Raw genomic sequence first — 15,594 nt, 5'->3', positions numbered from 1 at the left:
ATGTCGGGCTAGCTGGGCATATTAGCAATGAATTTTAATATACTGCCGAAGGCTCGAGCTCCCCCTTTTTGAATTTGTTTATCGAAGTAAAAACGCCCCAATAATGGCGTTGTAATGCGGCCCTGGGATCGCCAAATCACATGGGTTTGCCCATCTCTTTCCTCGAGGGTGACTTCACCAAGAAAATGGTCGTAGGGCAAAGGGCTCGACTTAATGATTTTGTAGCCTAGTTTGAATGGCGGTTCAAAAGCGACAATTTCTTCATGCAGATTTGCGCCGCTAGCAATAATTTCGCGCACTGCGCCTAAGCCATTTTTATGCTCTGAGCCTTCAATAAGCAGCTTTGATGCATCGACACCTTTAAATTGTGCGTAGTTTGCGTGGTCACTGAGCACGGCAAATACCTCTTCTATCGGTTTGTTAATGGTTCGTTCAACATGAATTGAAAACATATTTCGCCTTTTGTGTGATGGATGAGAGCTAAGCTTGCGGGCTGAGTACTATTTATGTCCTAACTATAAGGGACTATTCGTTAAGCTCAAATAATCTATTTTTATATTCGACTATCGTACAGGCTTTGTTGACGCTTGAACACAAGGCTAGACAATTGTGACAACTCTGCTATTTTGCATGTGAACACACACAAATACGGAAATTATTAAATGCGACAAACATTTACCCAATTACTAATTGCCTCAAGCCTTGCCCTAAGCCTTGGCGCATGTAGTCACTTACCTGCGCCAAATAATGCAAAAACCACTAGCGCGGAAATACAAAATGCAAGCCCTGCTTTAGCACATGCTTTGAAGACAAAAGAAGCGAGTGAGCAGAGTGATCTTGCATACGAAATCGTTAAATCATTAACCGTTGAAGTCGGGCCAAGAATTCCTGGCTCCCAAGGCGATAAACGTGCAGTTGCTTGGGCGGAAGAAAAGTTTAACGAACTGGGCTTTGATAAGGTATACAAACAGCCTGTAAGAGTGCGTAATTGGGAACGTGGTTTTGCCGACGCACGAGTTAGTGCACCATTTCCTCAAGCTTTAGTTATTACGGCATTGGGGGGTTCAGTCGCAACGCCAGAAGAGGGCTTAGAAGAAAAAGTGGTGATGTTTGATTCTCTCGACAGTTTAACACAAGCATCAAAGGCCTCTGTTGAAGGCAATATTGTATTTTTGAATACTCGAATGGAGCGTGACCGAGCAGGGCGTTTCTACGGTAAGGTGGTACCTAATCGAGTTCGAGGTGCAGTAGAAGCGGCTAAGTTAGGCGCTAAAGCTGTGATAATTCGCTCTGTAGGAACCGATAACTCTCGTTTTGCACACACAGGTGTGATGCGTTATGAAGAAGGTGTTGAGAAGATACCTGCAGGGGCAATTTCTACTGCTGATGCTGACAACTTAGAGGCGATGTTTTCAAGTGATGAAGATGTGGTTTTGAGTATTAATATGCAAGCGAAAGATGCAGGTTGGCAAACATCTTACAACGTGATTGGTGAATTCACGGGTTCTGAAAAACCTGAGGAAGTTGTGCTTATTTCAGCCCATCTTGATTCATGGGATGAAGGAACCGGTGCGCTAGATGATGGTGCTGGCGTGGGTATTGTTAGTGCGGCGGCAAAGATCATAAAAGACACAATAGGGCAGCCAAAACGCACAATTCGCGTGGTTCTATATGCGGCTGAAGAAATTGGCTTAGTTGGTGCTTATCAATATGTACGCAGCAACCGTGACGACTTACAGAATATCATTTTTGCTGCCGAGTCAGACTTTGGGGCCGGTAAAATCTATCAGCTAGACACTCGCTTCGATGAAGCTGTTAGGAATAACCCTAAGGATCTTTACGCCATGCTTGCTAGCATGGGAGTGGAGCTGGGAAATAATACGACTAACGGTGGCCCAGATGTGTCGATGTTGCCAAACTACGGCGTGCCAGTGATCGCTTTAAAGCAAGATGGTACCTACTATTTCGACTACCATCACACCCCAAACGACACGCTTGATAAAATTGACCTAGATGATATTCGTCAGAATCAAACGGTATGGGCGGTAATCACCGCTTACATGGCGAACTCTGACTTTGATCCTCGCCCCGCGCCTAAGAAGCAATAGCAGCTAACAAAGAGCTGTTCGCCTGAGGGTTTTAAAGAGATGTTTACGCTTTAAAACCCTTGGCTACCAAATAAACTTCGCGTGAGCGTGGCCTAGAGGCCGCAGGTTTTCTCACAATCACCTTTGAAAAGGAAGTGCGCAGGTCTTTGACATAAGCATCGTAGCCAACTCCTTGGAAAACCTTTGCGCAAAAACTGCCGTTTGGTTTTAACACATTTCTTGCCATGTCCAGTGCTAACTCTACCAAATACATCGATGCATATTGATCGGTAGTGGCTACACCGCTCATATTTGGTGCCATATCAGAAATAACTGCATCAACAAGATCGTCGCCAAGTTTCGCGACAATTTGCTCATATACTTTTTCGTCGGTGAAATCACCTTGTATGAAACTTACACCAGGAATGCCGTCCATGGGCAAAATATCAGAAGCGATAACACGCCCTGAGTCGCCTACTATTGGCGCAACAATTTGCGACCAACCGCCAGGAGCCGATCCTAAGTCCATAACAACACTACCGTGACCAAATAGCTTATCTTTTTCATTTATTTCAATAAGTTTATAGCTTGCACGCGAACGATAGCCGTCTACTTGGGCCTTTTTTACGTAAATGTCGTTTACGTGTTCTTCCATCCATTTCTTATTGCTTTTTGCCTTGGCCATGTAATTTGTCTGCTTGTTGGTAGCGCTAAAACGGCACATATTGTAAGCTTGCAGGCCTAATTTGCAAACCGAATCGCAATTCTCACACACACGCATACACAACATAGCCGCTAAAAAAGCGAGTTGATGGCATAGGAACCTGAATGAAGTTTGATGATGTTAAAAAGCTACATCAAAAGAAATACCGCAACGAGTTTGAGCATTATTTAGTAGAGGGCGAGCACCTCGTGCTGGAATTGCATAAAGCAGTGCAGAATGCACACCCAAAGCTGAACATCAATATTACGCTTTATGTGAGTGAAGAACGTGAGGCTTGGGCGCAAGGCTTTAACCACTCATTTCAAACAGTGGTGTTGAATGACAAAAAGATCGCACAATTGAGCGATACTAAAACACCTCAGGGGATGGTTGCCTGCGTTCCTTTTTCCCTACATAAGGCAGTGGCTGAAGCAACAAAGTCTACCAAGTCAGCGTTGACTAAAGCGATCTATCTTTATGAGGTACAAGACCCAGGGAATCTTGGCACCATATTAAGAAGTCTAGCTTGGTTCGGTCGCTTTACCTTGTTGCTGAGTCCTAACAGTGTCGACCCGTTTAACCCTAAAGTGGTGCGTTCGGCAATGGGAGCTACCTTTCATCTACAAGTTGAAACAGAACTTAGCTTAAGTGCACTGGCTGAGCGTTACGCCAGTTTTGCCTACCTCGATATGCAAGGGAAGTCTGTTGAAAGTGACAGCTTCGCTGAGCATCAATGTTATTTGTTTGGTAATGAAGCGAGAGGCGTGCCAACAGATGCTTTACAGTCTATGCATGCGGAAGCTTTTACTATTGGCGGCTCTGGCGCTATCGATTCACTTAATTTGGCCAGCGCAGTCACAATCTGTGCGTATCAGCTTTCGCGATAGCCTGATTGAAAATTAGTCTTGCACGATGAACTCAAAAGGCCCGATGCGGGCTTTTTTCCATTTGCGTTCTTCAAGCGTGATTTTTTCACTATTCAAAATTATGCTGAGCTCAGCGTTGCGTGAATCACTACTCACATTCACATAATGCCGTTGCCAAAGATTCTCTGAGGCTTGTTCTTTACTTGCCTCATCTTGCTTTTTTTCAGCATCGTTGTCATCGGCCATTCTACTATATAAGGCTGCGCTTTCGCCCCAGTTATAAGCATGAACGACCAGATATTCATCACTACCATCCTCATCCATATCAATCGCAATGATATGTAAGCTAACAATAGATGAAGGGTAACTGTCGTTGAGTATGTTGCTAGCTTGAAGATAGTCCATAAACTCCGACGAAATACTGCTCTTTTCAGGAAAGAAGCTAACAATGGTTTCTACTTGTAAGTCGTCGAGTTCGCTACCGCCGCTATAGCGTGTTCGATTACTGTATTTCTTGTCGATAAGAGCGACTATATCAGGGTTGCTCTCGGCAATGTCGGCTTTCAATGCATCAAGGGCTTCTTTGCCTGGTGCATGAAGGGAGTAAACAAAGTAATCAAAGTCGAATTCTTCGAGACTCACTTTACCATCATCCAGTCGAGCCAATTGGCTCGATGCCGATAAACTATAAAAGTTGATAAATGGGGTGTTGATCAGCAAAAGTCCCACTGCTACCACAATGCCCATTCCCACATTTATTTTACTTTGGGCAGCCTGCCAACGTTCACCCAAACGAATGATGCCTAGCAAGTAGCCAAAAGCGAAGCATGCTAAGAGTGCACATACTACTGTGGCCCATGCTCTTGATACTGTTAAGCCATACTGATCGATTCTTAACCACAGACCATAAGCGCCGATGATGCTATAAATTGGTAACAATACCAAACCAAGCATAATGAGCCGATGCATCAGTGCTTTGTAAGGGCGATGAAGATTGCCCTCGTGATATACCGCATTGACAAAGAATAGGGTAAGGGCTTGTAACCACAGTACTAGGCTGGTTCCGCTGCCTGTATCCCAAAGCTTCTGTAAGCCGGTGAATGGTAATGTTGCTGCAAAGCCAAGAGAGATTATCACTAAAAATGGCAATAAAAATTTAAACAGCGTTTGTACGATTGATGCCGAGACGTCGACGGTATGCAATATACTTCGAAAGACATTAATGGCTAGCGCAACCGACAATGTCAAGGTTGGGACCCATACCCATTTGTCTGCTAGTAACTCACTGAAAATCGAGATACCCAGTACTTCAAAGAGCTCTGCGCCTAAGAACAATATAGTGAATAAGATAGCGCTAAAGAGCACTGTAGCTGTGGCTAAAATGAAGTAACGAAACGACAGATGAAACAAAGATGCATAAGAAAAAGGCGTGCCGTTGGCATAGTTCACCGTGTATAGCGTCACTTTGAAAGTGGATATCAGTGCACAGAGCGTGAAAACGAAGGTAAGTTGATCTGAGTAATGGTAAATAATAAGGCTACCAACGTAGGCGGCAATGGTTGCAAGTAGTAAGCAGTAGGGGAGTGTTACAAGCAGCGCTTTCTTCCAATTTTGGCGAGTGGACACCAATAAAAATAGAGTAGGAGTGAACAACAAGATGGTCGCGAAAGCATGGATGAAACTGAAGTGACCGAAGGGCCACAACTCAACTTCAAGACGATGATAAAGAAGAGCAAGTAATAAACCTTGAACCAGTGCTATAAGACTAATAAATACTTTTGATAGCTGTTGGTTTTCAAGCGTGGTGTTAGTGCTCATGGCGTCCCTTCCTTATAGATTTCACTTAAATAATTATAATATTTCGTAAACTACGCTACTTTATTTTCTTTTGTATACTTAAATCTACTTTACTGTTCATAAAGTTTCACACATTATGCTATAACTTACGCACTTGCAAAGCCCACCGGTTGTGTTGGGGTGATTTATTAGCGAAAAAAAACAAACAAATAATATTGATGCCGAAGAGTTATTGAGAATCGTACTTGATAACATTCCTATGCGTGTATTCTGGAAAGATACGCATTCTCGTTTTTTAGGCGGCAATAAGACCTTTCTCAAGGACTTGAATCTGAGTCGAGTCGAAGACCTAATGGGTAAGTCAGATTATGATTTTACCTTCGATAGTGAAGAGACGAAGGCATTTCGCCGAGATGACTTTGAGGTAATGTCTTCTAAACAAGCCAAGTTAGGCATTGAAGAGTCGCAAAGTATTGCTAACGCGCCAAACAGATGGTTGCGTACCAATAAGGTACCCATAATAAATGATGAAGGTGATGCAATTGGTCTTGTTGGTACTTATGAAGATATAAGCTCTGAAGTTGAATACCGACACCAAATTGAGAAACAAGCCTTACTTGATCCCTTAACCGGCTTAGCTAATCGGCGCAGCCTACAGCAGACTATCGACACTTTTACAGGCCACTTCGCGGGGCTTTTATTTATTGATCTTGATTACTTTAAAACTGTGAATGATTCACTTGGACATTTAGTTGGCGATATTTTACTTCAAGAGGTCGCTAAAAGGATCCAGAGCATTGTGCAAAACAGCGAATGCAAAATATGTCGTTTAGGGGGAGACGAGTTCAGTATTTTCGTTCCTCTTGAAAATGAAGCTCAGTACAAACATAGCATGAGCAAACTTGCGAAAAAAGTAATCCAAACACTCTCAGAAAACTTCTTTTTTGAAGACAACGTTATCAATATCGGTGCCAGCATTGGTTTGACCTTAATGAAAGGTGATACTTTTGAGTATACCGAAGCCTTTCGCCAAGCTGACATGGCAATGTATGTTGCCAAAGACAAAGGTAAGGGCGGTTTCGAGTTCTACGACGCGGATATGCATTTAGCTGGGGAGCGCAAAAACACATTGCGCAAAGAACTGGTGAAAGGGCTTGAGAACAACGAATTTCATTTAGTTTTTCAACCTCAAGTGAATGATGAAAATTGCGTGATAGGTGCAGAAGTTCTGTTGCGTTGGAATAGCAAAGTGCTAGGCATAATATCGCCTGTCGAATTCATTCCTGTCGCTGAGGAAACTGGCTTTATCTATTTACTCGGCAATTGGGTATTCACTAAGTCGCTTGAATATTTAGCTGAGATACAACGACATACCGTGATTTGTGATGAATTTAAGCTCGCCATCAATGTAAGTAGTAGGCAATTTAGAAACCCAACTATGCTTACATTCTTCGTCAATGAAGTTGCCAACAGAAAACTAAATGCTAAGAATATTCAGTTGGAGATTACTGAAAGCCTATTAATAGACCATCAGGATACAGCCGTAAAAACAATGCTAGGCTTGCAGAGTAAAGGTTTTAGTATTGCTATTGATGATTTTGGTACAGGCTATTCTTCGTTGGCTTATATTGCTAATTTACCGATCGATAAACTGAAAATAGACCGAAGCTTTGTGAGTAATTTGCACAAAAATGGAGTAAATAGAAAGCTAGTCGATACCATTATCAATATGTCACAGAATTTGCACATGGAAGTGATAGCTGAAGGTGTTGAAACGAAAGATGAGCGCGCAACCTTATTGGAGTTAGGTTGCACAGAATATCAAGGCTACTTATTTGGTCGACCAATGAGCTTTCAAGACTTTTTAAGTATGCTGAATAGCTAGAGTGAACTTCCTACAAATGGCTCAAGGTTTTTCTGAGCTATTGATACAAGGTTGTGTTTGATTGCGGCCTTTGCTTTTTGCTTCATACAAGTGATGGTCAGCTGAGTTAATTGCTTGATCAATATTTACCCCTGGCTCTATTTCGTTGAGCCCTGTGGAGATAGTCACCGAGATTTTCTTTCCCGCAAATTTAATATCGTAATTCATCACAGCTTCCCTGAGTTTTTCAGCTAAAACGTAGGCATCGTTAGCACTAGTATCGGGCAACAGAAAAAGGAATTCCTCTCCGCCCCAACGAGCAACTTTGTCTTGGCTCCTAATCGTCTCAATAAATAATTTTGCGAGCTCCTCAAGAACGTGATCGCCACCATCATGCAGATACTCATCATTAATTTTTTTAAACTTATCGATATCTACAAGTAGTAAGGAAAGTGGCGTGTTTGCTCGCCTCGAGCGGTTATACTCATGCTCTAAAAAGTGTCGCATACCGCGGCGATTTGATAAACCGGTAAGTGGGTCGTGCATCGCTTGCTTTTCGAATTTTTCACTCAGCTTACGTATGTCCTCAAAAGACTGCTGCCGCGCGTACTCATAAAAGCCAAATAAAAATGCAACGGTTAGAAAACTATAAAAGATGCGAGTTTTAAACTCGAGTGAATAGCTGGTGCTCAGCAATGCGTTGTCTGGATAAAAGAACATCAGTGAGAGTATAACTACAAATATCCCTAGTGTTATAAGCCCTTTTTTTAAGCCACTAAAGAAAAATGCTATCGGTGGTAAAATATAGATCCATAGCGGACCCGTGTTAGCATTACCTCCGTAGTACACAAGATATATTAATAAAGAGGTAACAGCCACAAACACGATGCGAGTTGAAATTTTTATTGTGTCGCCAAACATCGCAAAGCGATGTATGTGATGGCAAAATAAGAATACGAAGCTAGCTATAACCAGAACAATAGCGAGAACGAAGTCTTCTCGAACATACGAGCTGACGGCCAAAATGAGGGTGACTATGTAGCCTAAAAAAGAAAAAAGGTTCGATACGAACAACTGTTGATTGGTAGTGCGATCGAATCGCCTGTTAGTACCAATACTCAAATATCGTTTCAGCGCTTTGTTTAGCGAATGCAGCATTTGTCTTTTAGTCCTTGACCACTAATCACCACTAACTATCATCAGCTATGTTTAGGTGCTTATGTTTTTATACAAAAGTATAACAAATATAGGTAAGTAAAGTGTATTTGAATAGCATAAAAATAATACCTGCATATAAGAACGGCTTATTTTGTTTAAAATTTCCTCAGACTTCCTTCAATAAATTCATATTTATCATACATATTTCCGTTTTCGCTCGAAAATCGTACAATTTGAAAGTGCTTTTCAAAAAAAGATCACTAAATGTAATATTTCGTAAATGAATTGTTAAATTTTATTGACCTTGATTAACGAATCAATTAATTTGTATTAGCACTTTAGAGATTTTGCTTTTTTTTATCTCAATATGAAAGCGCTTACATTTTGTTTCAATAGTGGCTTCTGTTTGTAATCCGATTAGATGCTAACAAAGCGATATTTTTGAAACGGATATAATAATTACCTAAAAGGATTCCACTAGAGTGGAGCGGGAAATACTATGAACAAAACACCTTATAGATTTAGAAAAACCAAACTGGCCACTAGCTTGTCGCTCGCCATGGGCGCCCTGAGTTTCGCTGGCGGTGCTATTGCACAAGAGCCGAACAACGCATCTGCTGATCAACTTGTCGAAGTGATAGAGGTAAAAGGGATCAGAGCCAGTGTTCAAGAATCAATGGGGATCAAACGTGAGGCTAAAGGGGTTGTTGATGCTATTTCCGCCGAAGATATCGGTAAGTTTCCAGATACTAACCTAGCAGAATCATTACAACGTATCACCGGTGTTTCTATCGACCGTGTTAATGGCGAAGGAAGTAAGGTCACTGTGCGTGGTTTAGGGCCCGATTTCAACATGGTTACCTTAAATGGTAGAACGATGCCTGCGGCTTCACTACCTGCTGGTGGTGGAACACCAAACTCACGAGCCTTCGATTTTTCTGACATAGCATCGGAAGCAGTGCGAGCTGTAGAAGTATATAAAACGGGTAAAGCGCGAGTTGCTACCGGTGGTATAGGGGCAACAATTAATATTCGTACATCACGACCGATGGATGCTAGTGAGTCTGGTATTACAGGGTCAATTGGGGGCAAAGCACTTTCCGATACGACTAACCGTGTTGGCAGTGATGTTACGCCAGAAGTGTCAGGTTTTATTAATTACTTGGATGAAGACCGCGTGTTCGGCATTAATCTAAGTGCTAGTATCCAGAAGCGCGATAGCGGAGCAACACGGGCTTTCGTGAATCAATGGCGTGTAAACCCATATGAAGGCGTTATTCCGCAGTCTCCAGATGTTGTTGCTAACCCTGCTTCAGGCCCTGCGGTAGTGGTCAATAATGCGCCAGCATTGGGGCAGCTGTTTGCAATACCCTCTGATCTTCGTTATGCACAATCAGATCGTGAAAGAACGAGAACCAATGCCCAGTTAGCAATTCAATATTCGCCAAACGATGACCTAAAGGCGACTCTGGATTACACCTACTCTCGCCAAGACCTTTTCGAGGCACGCGCAGAGCAATCGATTTGGATGGACGACCGCTACTTTGCAGAGCTTACCTTTGACGATAATCCAAATGTAGCAGCGCCGGTTCTCATCAGGCAAGAGCGTCGCGATCTATTACCTCGTGATTTGGGACTAGCAGTTCAAGAGCTGAATCAAATAAATGAAAACAAGTCACTAGGCTTGAATCTTGAGTACCAAGTAAACGATGATTTTCAACTTGTTTTTGATTTCCATCATTCTACTGCAGAAGGCCGCCCTGATGCGCCATACGGCACTTGGGTTAATGCTGGTCTAGGTGCTAATGTTGTTCAGGCTCAGGGAGTTGACTTCCGTGGCGATTTCCCAATCATGATGGTCGACTTTAACGATAGTGCAAGAGGCAATCTATCACCTAACGGCTCGCTTGATGCAGGTGATATTGGTACCTCCATTCTCGACATGAATTTTAATCAGCAAGAAACAACGATTGATCAGTTTCGCGTTGATGGCAGCTATCAACTCGATAATGGTGCGATAAACTTTGGTATTGAGTCTCGCGCAATGGAGAGTACATCTCTGCAATCGCTCACTCGCAGAACAATGGGGAATTGGGGCGTAGAAAACCCAGGGGAGTTGCCAGCCGATTTCCTAAGCCCTATTGATTTCACTAGTCAATTTAGTGATTACAATACCAATGGCGTATTTAACCAAGGCATTACTGCAAGCGCTCGCGATATTGGTGAGTTTGCAGCGCAAGCCTATGGCTTTGCATTTGAGGCAGATAACCCATTTGCTACAAACCGAACGATTAAAGAAGATATTACCGCGATGTACGTAGAAGCTGAGTTGGAAGGTGAACTTGGCGAAATGCCTTGGAACATACTTGCTGGCTTACGCTATGAATCAACTGACGTTACTTCAATTGCCAATGTTTCGTTACCAAGTGGGATAGCTTGGGAAGGAAACAACGACTTCAATGTACGCTTTGGAAGCGACACTCAAGACTTCGCACTTGGCGCTGATTATGATCACATGCTGCCTTCAATTGATTTCGATATTGAAATTATCGACGATTTGATCGCAAGGGTGTCTTACAGTAAAACGATATCACGAGCGTCTTATAATAATTTAAGTGCGGCTTCAAGCGTCGGTGCACCGAGCGGACCAGCATTAACAGCTGGCACACCAACAGCGACTGCGAGCTCGGGTAACCCAAGCTTAGTTCCTCAGGAGTCTGATAATGTTGATATTTCATTAGAGTACTATTTTGCCGATACCAGTTACGTTTCAATCGGTTACTTCGAAAAACGCGTGAGTAACTTCATTGGTAATGCTCAGGTTGTTGAAAACGTGTACGGCTTGCGTGATGCGACAGCAGGACCACGCGCTCAAGCCGCATTGGCCGAATTAAATAGAATTGGTGCGTCAATTAACGATACGAATCTATTTAATATGGTGGTGGCGATGGAAAATGGTATTGCGTTTGACTCGTTAACTGACGAGCAATTCGAAGCACAATACGACGTATTACCAAATAGCGACGATCCTTTGCTTCAATTCACTAATGCTAAACCGGTTAATAATCAAGAAGAGAAAATTGAAGGCATCGAGCTTGCCGCACAACATTTCTTCTCGGATACGGGTTTCGGTCTACAGGCTAACTACACCGCTGTAAACAGTGGTGCTGAATTTGATTTATCTGCCGATCCATCGGTCACACAATTTGCGCTAGTGGGCTTAAGTGACACTGCTAACCTTGTGTTGATGTACGAAAATCATGGTATTCAGGCTCGCTTAGCATATAACTGGCGTGATAAGTTCTTAGATGGTGCGGCAGTGTATATTAATGAACCGGGCTTTACTGAAGCAACATCGCAAATTGATTTCAATGTGTCTTACGATGTTAATGAAGACTTAACGGTATTCTTCGAAGGTATTAATATTACTGAGGAAGATTTACGCAGGCATGGTCGCTCCGAACGCTTGTTGTGGAACTTAGATCAGCTGGGTGCCCGCTATGCTTTAGGCGCACGGTATAGCTTCTAAAAATTGAGCTCATAGTAAATGAGTTTTAGCAAAAGGTGATTAACAGCCCACATTCTTGTGGGTTGTTTGTTTACATAGTAGATTAAGACTGTTGGAAACAAGTCCTTGTTTAGTGCAAGGCTCAAAGGAAGAAAGTGTATAGATGAATAATATTGTAGTTGTGGGCGGTGGCACAGCTGGTTGGTTGTCTGCTGGCTATCTCGCTGCTAGGCATGATGTATCGGTCACATTGGTTGAATCACCTGATGTTGCCAGCTTAGGAGTGGGCGAGGGTACTTGGCCCTCAATGCGTCATACACTGCAAGTGATTGGCATTGATGAGCACACTTTTATTCAAGAGTGTAATGTGTCGTTAAAGCAAGGTTCTCTATTCAAAAAGTGGGTTCATGGTCGCGACGATGATGCCTACTATCACCCTTTCATAACCCCTCCAGCTTACGGTGAATATCATTTAGCTGATGCTTGGCACACACTTAGTGGATGCAAACAAGCCTTTGCCGACTTTGCCAGTGTGCAAGCGAGTATTTGCGATGCTGGTTTAGCACCTAAGCAAATTCAAACACCGGCGTATGCAGGCGTTGCTAACTATGGTTATCATCTTGATGCAGCTAAGTTTGCGGAACTATTAAAACGGCATTGCATTGGAACCTTAGGAGTAAGGCACATCAGTGATCATGTGCTAGGCGTAACGACTCATAACAACGGTGATATTGCTAGTTTATTAACTGCACAATCAGGTGATATAGATGGCTCGCTTTTCATTGACTGTACTGGTATGAACAGCCTTTTGCTTCATCAACATTACAAAGTTGCTTTTAAACAGCAAGATCATGTCTTGTTTAATAATCGAGCACTAGCGGTTCATGTGCCTTACAGCAGTGACAATCAAAATATTGCTTCTGCCACTATTTCAACGGCGCAAAGCAGCGGATGGATATGGAATATTGGTTTACAAAATAGGATGGGCGTTGGCTATACTTATTCCGATAAGTTTAACTCAGAGCTACAAGCACAAGATACTTTAATGCAATACATTGAAGAACTTGCCGGGAGGCAACAGGCTTCTCAGATTGAAAGTAGAGCTATTCGTTTCGAACCTGGCTATCGTGAAAAGTTTTGGGTTAATAATTGTGTTGCGGTGGGCATGTCCGCTGGCTTTTTTGAACCTTTGGAAGCTTCTGCAATCGCTATGATCGAATTATCTCTGACTATGATCAGCGAAAATTTGCCCAAAAACAGAGAGCACATGGATATTATTTCTACGCGCTTCAACAAACGTTTTACGTATCGTTGGGAAAGAATAGTCGACTTTTTAAAGCTTCACTATGTGCTGAGTCGCCGCAACGAAGATTACTGGTTAGCCAATAGAGAGGCGAGCTCTATTCCTGATTCTTTACAAGAGCTGTTAGAGCTGTGGAAATACCAATCACCGAATCGTCACGATCTTATTCAAAATGAGGAGGTATTTCCGTCGGCTAGTTATCAGTATGTGTTATATGGAATGGGTTACGGTCAATTTACCCATCAAGCTAATGCGAGCACAACAAGTACACACGCAAGCTCTGTGAGTGCCACAGAGTATAACTCTCACGCCAAGCTAGTGATGGCTGAAAAAGTAGCACAGCAAGTAACAGCCCAAAAACAGCAATACCTGGCTGCCTTGCCGTCAAATCGTGATTACATTAGCTATATACTTTCCCTTCAGCGTTCAGTGGCATAAGGAAGCAGCATGAACACATCAGAACAAATTTGCGATAAGCCAAAAGCGGTGTCTAAGGTCGTTATCGCCGGCGGCGGCACTGCAGGATGGATGACGGCCGCCTCGTTAACTAGGCTGTTAGGGAAATCGGTCACCGTCAGCCTTGTTGAGTCAGACAATATCAGTAGCGTTGGGGTTGGTGAGGCCACGATCCCACCCATACGCACCTTACACAAATTACTGGGTATTAACGAACAGGCCTTTATAAAGGCAACAAATGCAACCTTCAAGTTGGGCATTGAGTTTGCTAATTGGAGAGAAGAAGGGCATAGCTATATTCATTCCTTTGGTATTACCGGTAAAGAGTGCTGGGCAGGTGAGTTTCACCACTTTTGGTTACGAGGTTTAGAAAAGGGCATCAATGCAGACTTCGGCGACTATTGCTTTGAATTAAAAGCTGCCAAGGCTGGTAAGTTTGGGATGTCTCAGCAACAGCCTATTAACTTTGCTTATCATCTCGATGCAACGAAATACGCCGAGTTTTTACGAAATTTCAGTGAAAATTTAGGCGCGAAGCGCATTGAAGGAAAAATTGTTAAGGTAAACAAACTACCTAAAAACGGATTCATTAGTAGCCTAGAATTAGATAATGAAATAGTAATTGAAGGTGATTTATTTATTGATTGTACAGGTTTCAAAGGGCTATTAATCGAAGAAGCACTGCATACAGGTTACGATGACTGGTCACATTGGTTACCCTGTAATAAAGCAGTAACTGTTCAAACCGAAGCGCTTTTTGCACCCATACCTTACACTAAAAGCATTGCTCACAAGGCAGGGTGGCAGTGGCGCATCCCCTTGCAAAGCAGAGTAGGAAACGGATTAGTGTTTTGTAGTAAATATATGAGTGAGGATGAGGCCACCCAAACTTTATTAAATAATGTAGATGGGCAAATCATCAATGAGCCACGCATTATTAACTTTCTAACCGGGCGAAGAAGAAAAGGTTGGAATAAAAACTGTGTTGCGCTTGGACTATCATCAGGCTTCATAGAACCGCTCGAGTCAACCAGTATCCACCTGATCATGACTGGTATAGTGCGTCTAATGCGCTTATTCCCATTCCAAGGAGTCACTGACTCACTCGTGAACGAATACAATAATAAGCTCGATAGTGAATTAAACAGTATTCGCGATTTTATTATCATGCACTACAAAGTAAATAGCCGTGAACAAGGAGACTTTTGGGACTATCTTCGAAACATGGAAGTACCTGAAGCATTAGCACACAAACTCAGGTTATTCGAAGAAACAGGTCGGGTTTTCCTAGATGACGGAGACATATTTAGAGTGGATTCTTGGACGCAGGTTTTACTTGGTCAAGGCTTAATGCCTAAGCAATATCACGCTATCGCGGCAGAAATGTCGGATCAAGAGCTTAGCCGGTTTATGGCAGACATAAAAAGTCAGGTGGATAGAGCGGTTGCAAACCTGCCGACTCATGAGGAATTTATTCAGCAACACTGTAAAGCCTAGTCTATGTTTTATTTTTCTTGGTAACAGTGTTCTTTGGATTCGAGTGGAAGTTTAAAACCATCTTCCTTAAGCCAAGTGATTGCTTCCGCTTTCGTAGTGAATAAACGACGTTTGTAGCCCGACAGTGTAGGCGCTATTTCGTTGAGTATGTCGAGGTGAGGGCTATCGCCTCTTATTATGTATGCTGCATGTGAAGAGCCTGCTGCGACTAAACGATTTAACTCGGCTTTTGCTGCAAATAAAAATTGGTGATCACCGCCTTTCCATTGGCGCAGGTCGGTCATGCTTCCCCACTCTTGGCCTGCTAATCGAATTAAGCTTACTTTAACGTCAGATATAAAGGATTCGAACACGT

11 protein-coding genes are annotated in these 15,594 nt (G+C 42.8%); 6 read left to right on the top strand and 5 right to left on the bottom strand.

Annotated elements, in window-relative coordinates:
* Positions 1–8 precede the first annotated feature (8 nt).
* The gene (locus ISG33_RS07325; RefSeq protein ID WP_195732821.1) at positions 9–452 is read right to left on the bottom strand and encodes an SRPBCC family protein; all 444 of its coding nucleotides are present in this window, start codon (positions 450–452) and stop codon (positions 9–11) included.
* A gap of 210 nt (positions 453–662) precedes the next feature.
* Here ISG33_RS07325 and ISG33_RS07320 point away from each other — a divergent pair, with 210 nt between their 5' ends.
* A complete protein-coding gene (locus ISG33_RS07320; protein ID WP_195732820.1) occupies positions 663–2,108 on the top strand; it encodes a M20/M25/M40 family metallo-hydrolase in 1,446 nt (481 codons plus the stop codon).
* Between the two features lie 43 nt (positions 2,109–2,151).
* On the opposite strand, the gene rlmE is transcribed toward ISG33_RS07320, so the two are convergent.
* Positions 2,152–2,772 (bottom strand): 23S rRNA (uridine(2552)-2'-O)-methyltransferase RlmE, encoded by a 621-nt coding sequence (rlmE, locus tag ISG33_RS07315; protein ID WP_195732819.1) that lies wholly within the window; start codon positions 2,770–2,772, stop codon positions 2,152–2,154.
* A gap of 143 nt (positions 2,773–2,915) precedes the next feature.
* Here rlmE and ISG33_RS07310 point away from each other — a divergent pair, with 143 nt between their 5' ends.
* Positions 2,916–3,677 (top strand): TrmH family RNA methyltransferase, encoded by a 762-nt coding sequence (locus ISG33_RS07310; RefSeq protein ID WP_195732818.1) that lies wholly within the window; start codon positions 2,916–2,918, stop codon positions 3,675–3,677.
* Positions 3,678–3,689: 12 nt separating this feature from the next.
* On the opposite strand, the gene ISG33_RS07305 is transcribed toward ISG33_RS07310, so the two are convergent.
* Positions 3,690–5,474: a DUF4153 domain-containing protein gene (locus ISG33_RS07305; protein WP_195732817.1), complete on the bottom strand. Its 1,785-nt coding sequence runs from the start codon at positions 5,472–5,474 to the stop codon at positions 3,690–3,692.
* Between the two features lie 211 nt (positions 5,475–5,685).
* Here ISG33_RS07305 and ISG33_RS07300 point away from each other — a divergent pair, with 211 nt between their 5' ends.
* Positions 5,686–7,338, top strand: coding sequence for an EAL domain-containing protein (locus ISG33_RS07300; RefSeq protein WP_195732816.1), 1,653 nt, complete (start codon positions 5,686–5,688; stop codon positions 7,336–7,338).
* A gap of 21 nt (positions 7,339–7,359) precedes the next feature.
* On the opposite strand, the gene ISG33_RS07295 is transcribed toward ISG33_RS07300, so the two are convergent.
* On the bottom strand, positions 7,360–8,475 hold the full coding sequence (locus tag ISG33_RS07295; protein WP_195732815.1) for a GGDEF domain-containing protein: 1,116 nt from the start codon (positions 8,473–8,475) through the stop codon (positions 7,360–7,362).
* 499 nt (positions 8,476–8,974) lie between these two features.
* Here ISG33_RS07295 and ISG33_RS07290 point away from each other — a divergent pair, with 499 nt between their 5' ends.
* From ISG33_RS07290 to ISG33_RS07280, 3 genes are all read left to right on the top strand, one after another.
* Positions 8,975–12,004, top strand: coding sequence for a TonB-dependent receptor (locus ISG33_RS07290; protein WP_195732814.1), 3,030 nt, complete (start codon positions 8,975–8,977; stop codon positions 12,002–12,004).
* A gap of 142 nt (positions 12,005–12,146) precedes the next feature.
* A complete protein-coding gene (locus ISG33_RS07285; RefSeq protein WP_195732813.1) occupies positions 12,147–13,724 on the top strand; it encodes a tryptophan halogenase family protein in 1,578 nt (525 codons plus the stop codon).
* Positions 13,725–13,733: 9 nt separating this feature from the next.
* Positions 13,734–15,239, top strand: a complete 1,506-nt coding sequence (locus ISG33_RS07280) for a tryptophan halogenase family protein (protein ID WP_195732812.1) — start codon at positions 13,734–13,736, stop codon at positions 15,237–15,239.
* Positions 15,240–15,247: 8 nt separating this feature from the next.
* Here ISG33_RS07280 and ISG33_RS07275 read toward each other — a convergent pair whose 3' ends face one another.
* Positions 15,248–15,592: a hypothetical protein gene (locus ISG33_RS07275; protein ID WP_195732811.1), complete on the bottom strand. Its 345-nt coding sequence runs from the start codon at positions 15,590–15,592 to the stop codon at positions 15,248–15,250.
* Between the last annotated feature and the right edge of the window lie 2 nt (positions 15,593–15,594).

The sequence above is a fragment of the Marinibium conchae genome (assembly GCF_015595035.1).
In the GTDB taxonomy this organism is placed as follows: Bacteria; Pseudomonadota; Gammaproteobacteria; order Enterobacterales; family Alteromonadaceae; genus Glaciecola.
This window is presented reverse-complemented; position numbering and strand designations above follow the sequence as displayed.

What these genes read in the sequence shown, in the direction of transcription:
- ISG33_RS07305 (WP_195732817.1), bottom strand. Translation starts at nt 5,474, where the DNA reads ATGAGCACTAACACCACGCTTGAAAACCAACAGCTATCAAAAGTATTT.
- ISG33_RS07325 (WP_195732821.1), bottom strand. Translation starts at nt 452, where the DNA reads ATGTTTTCAATTCATGTTGAACGAACCATTAACAAACCGATAGAAGAG.
- ISG33_RS07285 (WP_195732813.1), top strand. Translation starts at nt 12,147, where the DNA reads ATGAATAATATTGTAGTTGTGGGCGGTGGCACAGCTGGTTGGTTGTCT.
- ISG33_RS07310 (WP_195732818.1), top strand. Translation starts at nt 2,916, where the DNA reads ATGAAGTTTGATGATGTTAAAAAGCTACATCAAAAGAAATACCGCAAC.
- ISG33_RS07280 (WP_195732812.1), top strand. Translation starts at nt 13,734, where the DNA reads ATGAACACATCAGAACAAATTTGCGATAAGCCAAAAGCGGTGTCTAAG.
- ISG33_RS07320 (WP_195732820.1), top strand. Translation starts at nt 663, where the DNA reads ATGCGACAAACATTTACCCAATTACTAATTGCCTCAAGCCTTGCCCTA.
- ISG33_RS07290 (WP_195732814.1), top strand. Translation starts at nt 8,975, where the DNA reads ATGAACAAAACACCTTATAGATTTAGAAAAACCAAACTGGCCACTAGC.
- ISG33_RS07295 (WP_195732815.1), bottom strand. Translation starts at nt 8,475, where the DNA reads ATGCTGCATTCGCTAAACAAAGCGCTGAAACGATATTTGAGTATTGGT.
- rlmE (WP_195732819.1), bottom strand. Translation starts at nt 2,772, where the DNA reads ATGGCCAAGGCAAAAAGCAATAAGAAATGGATGGAAGAACACGTAAAC.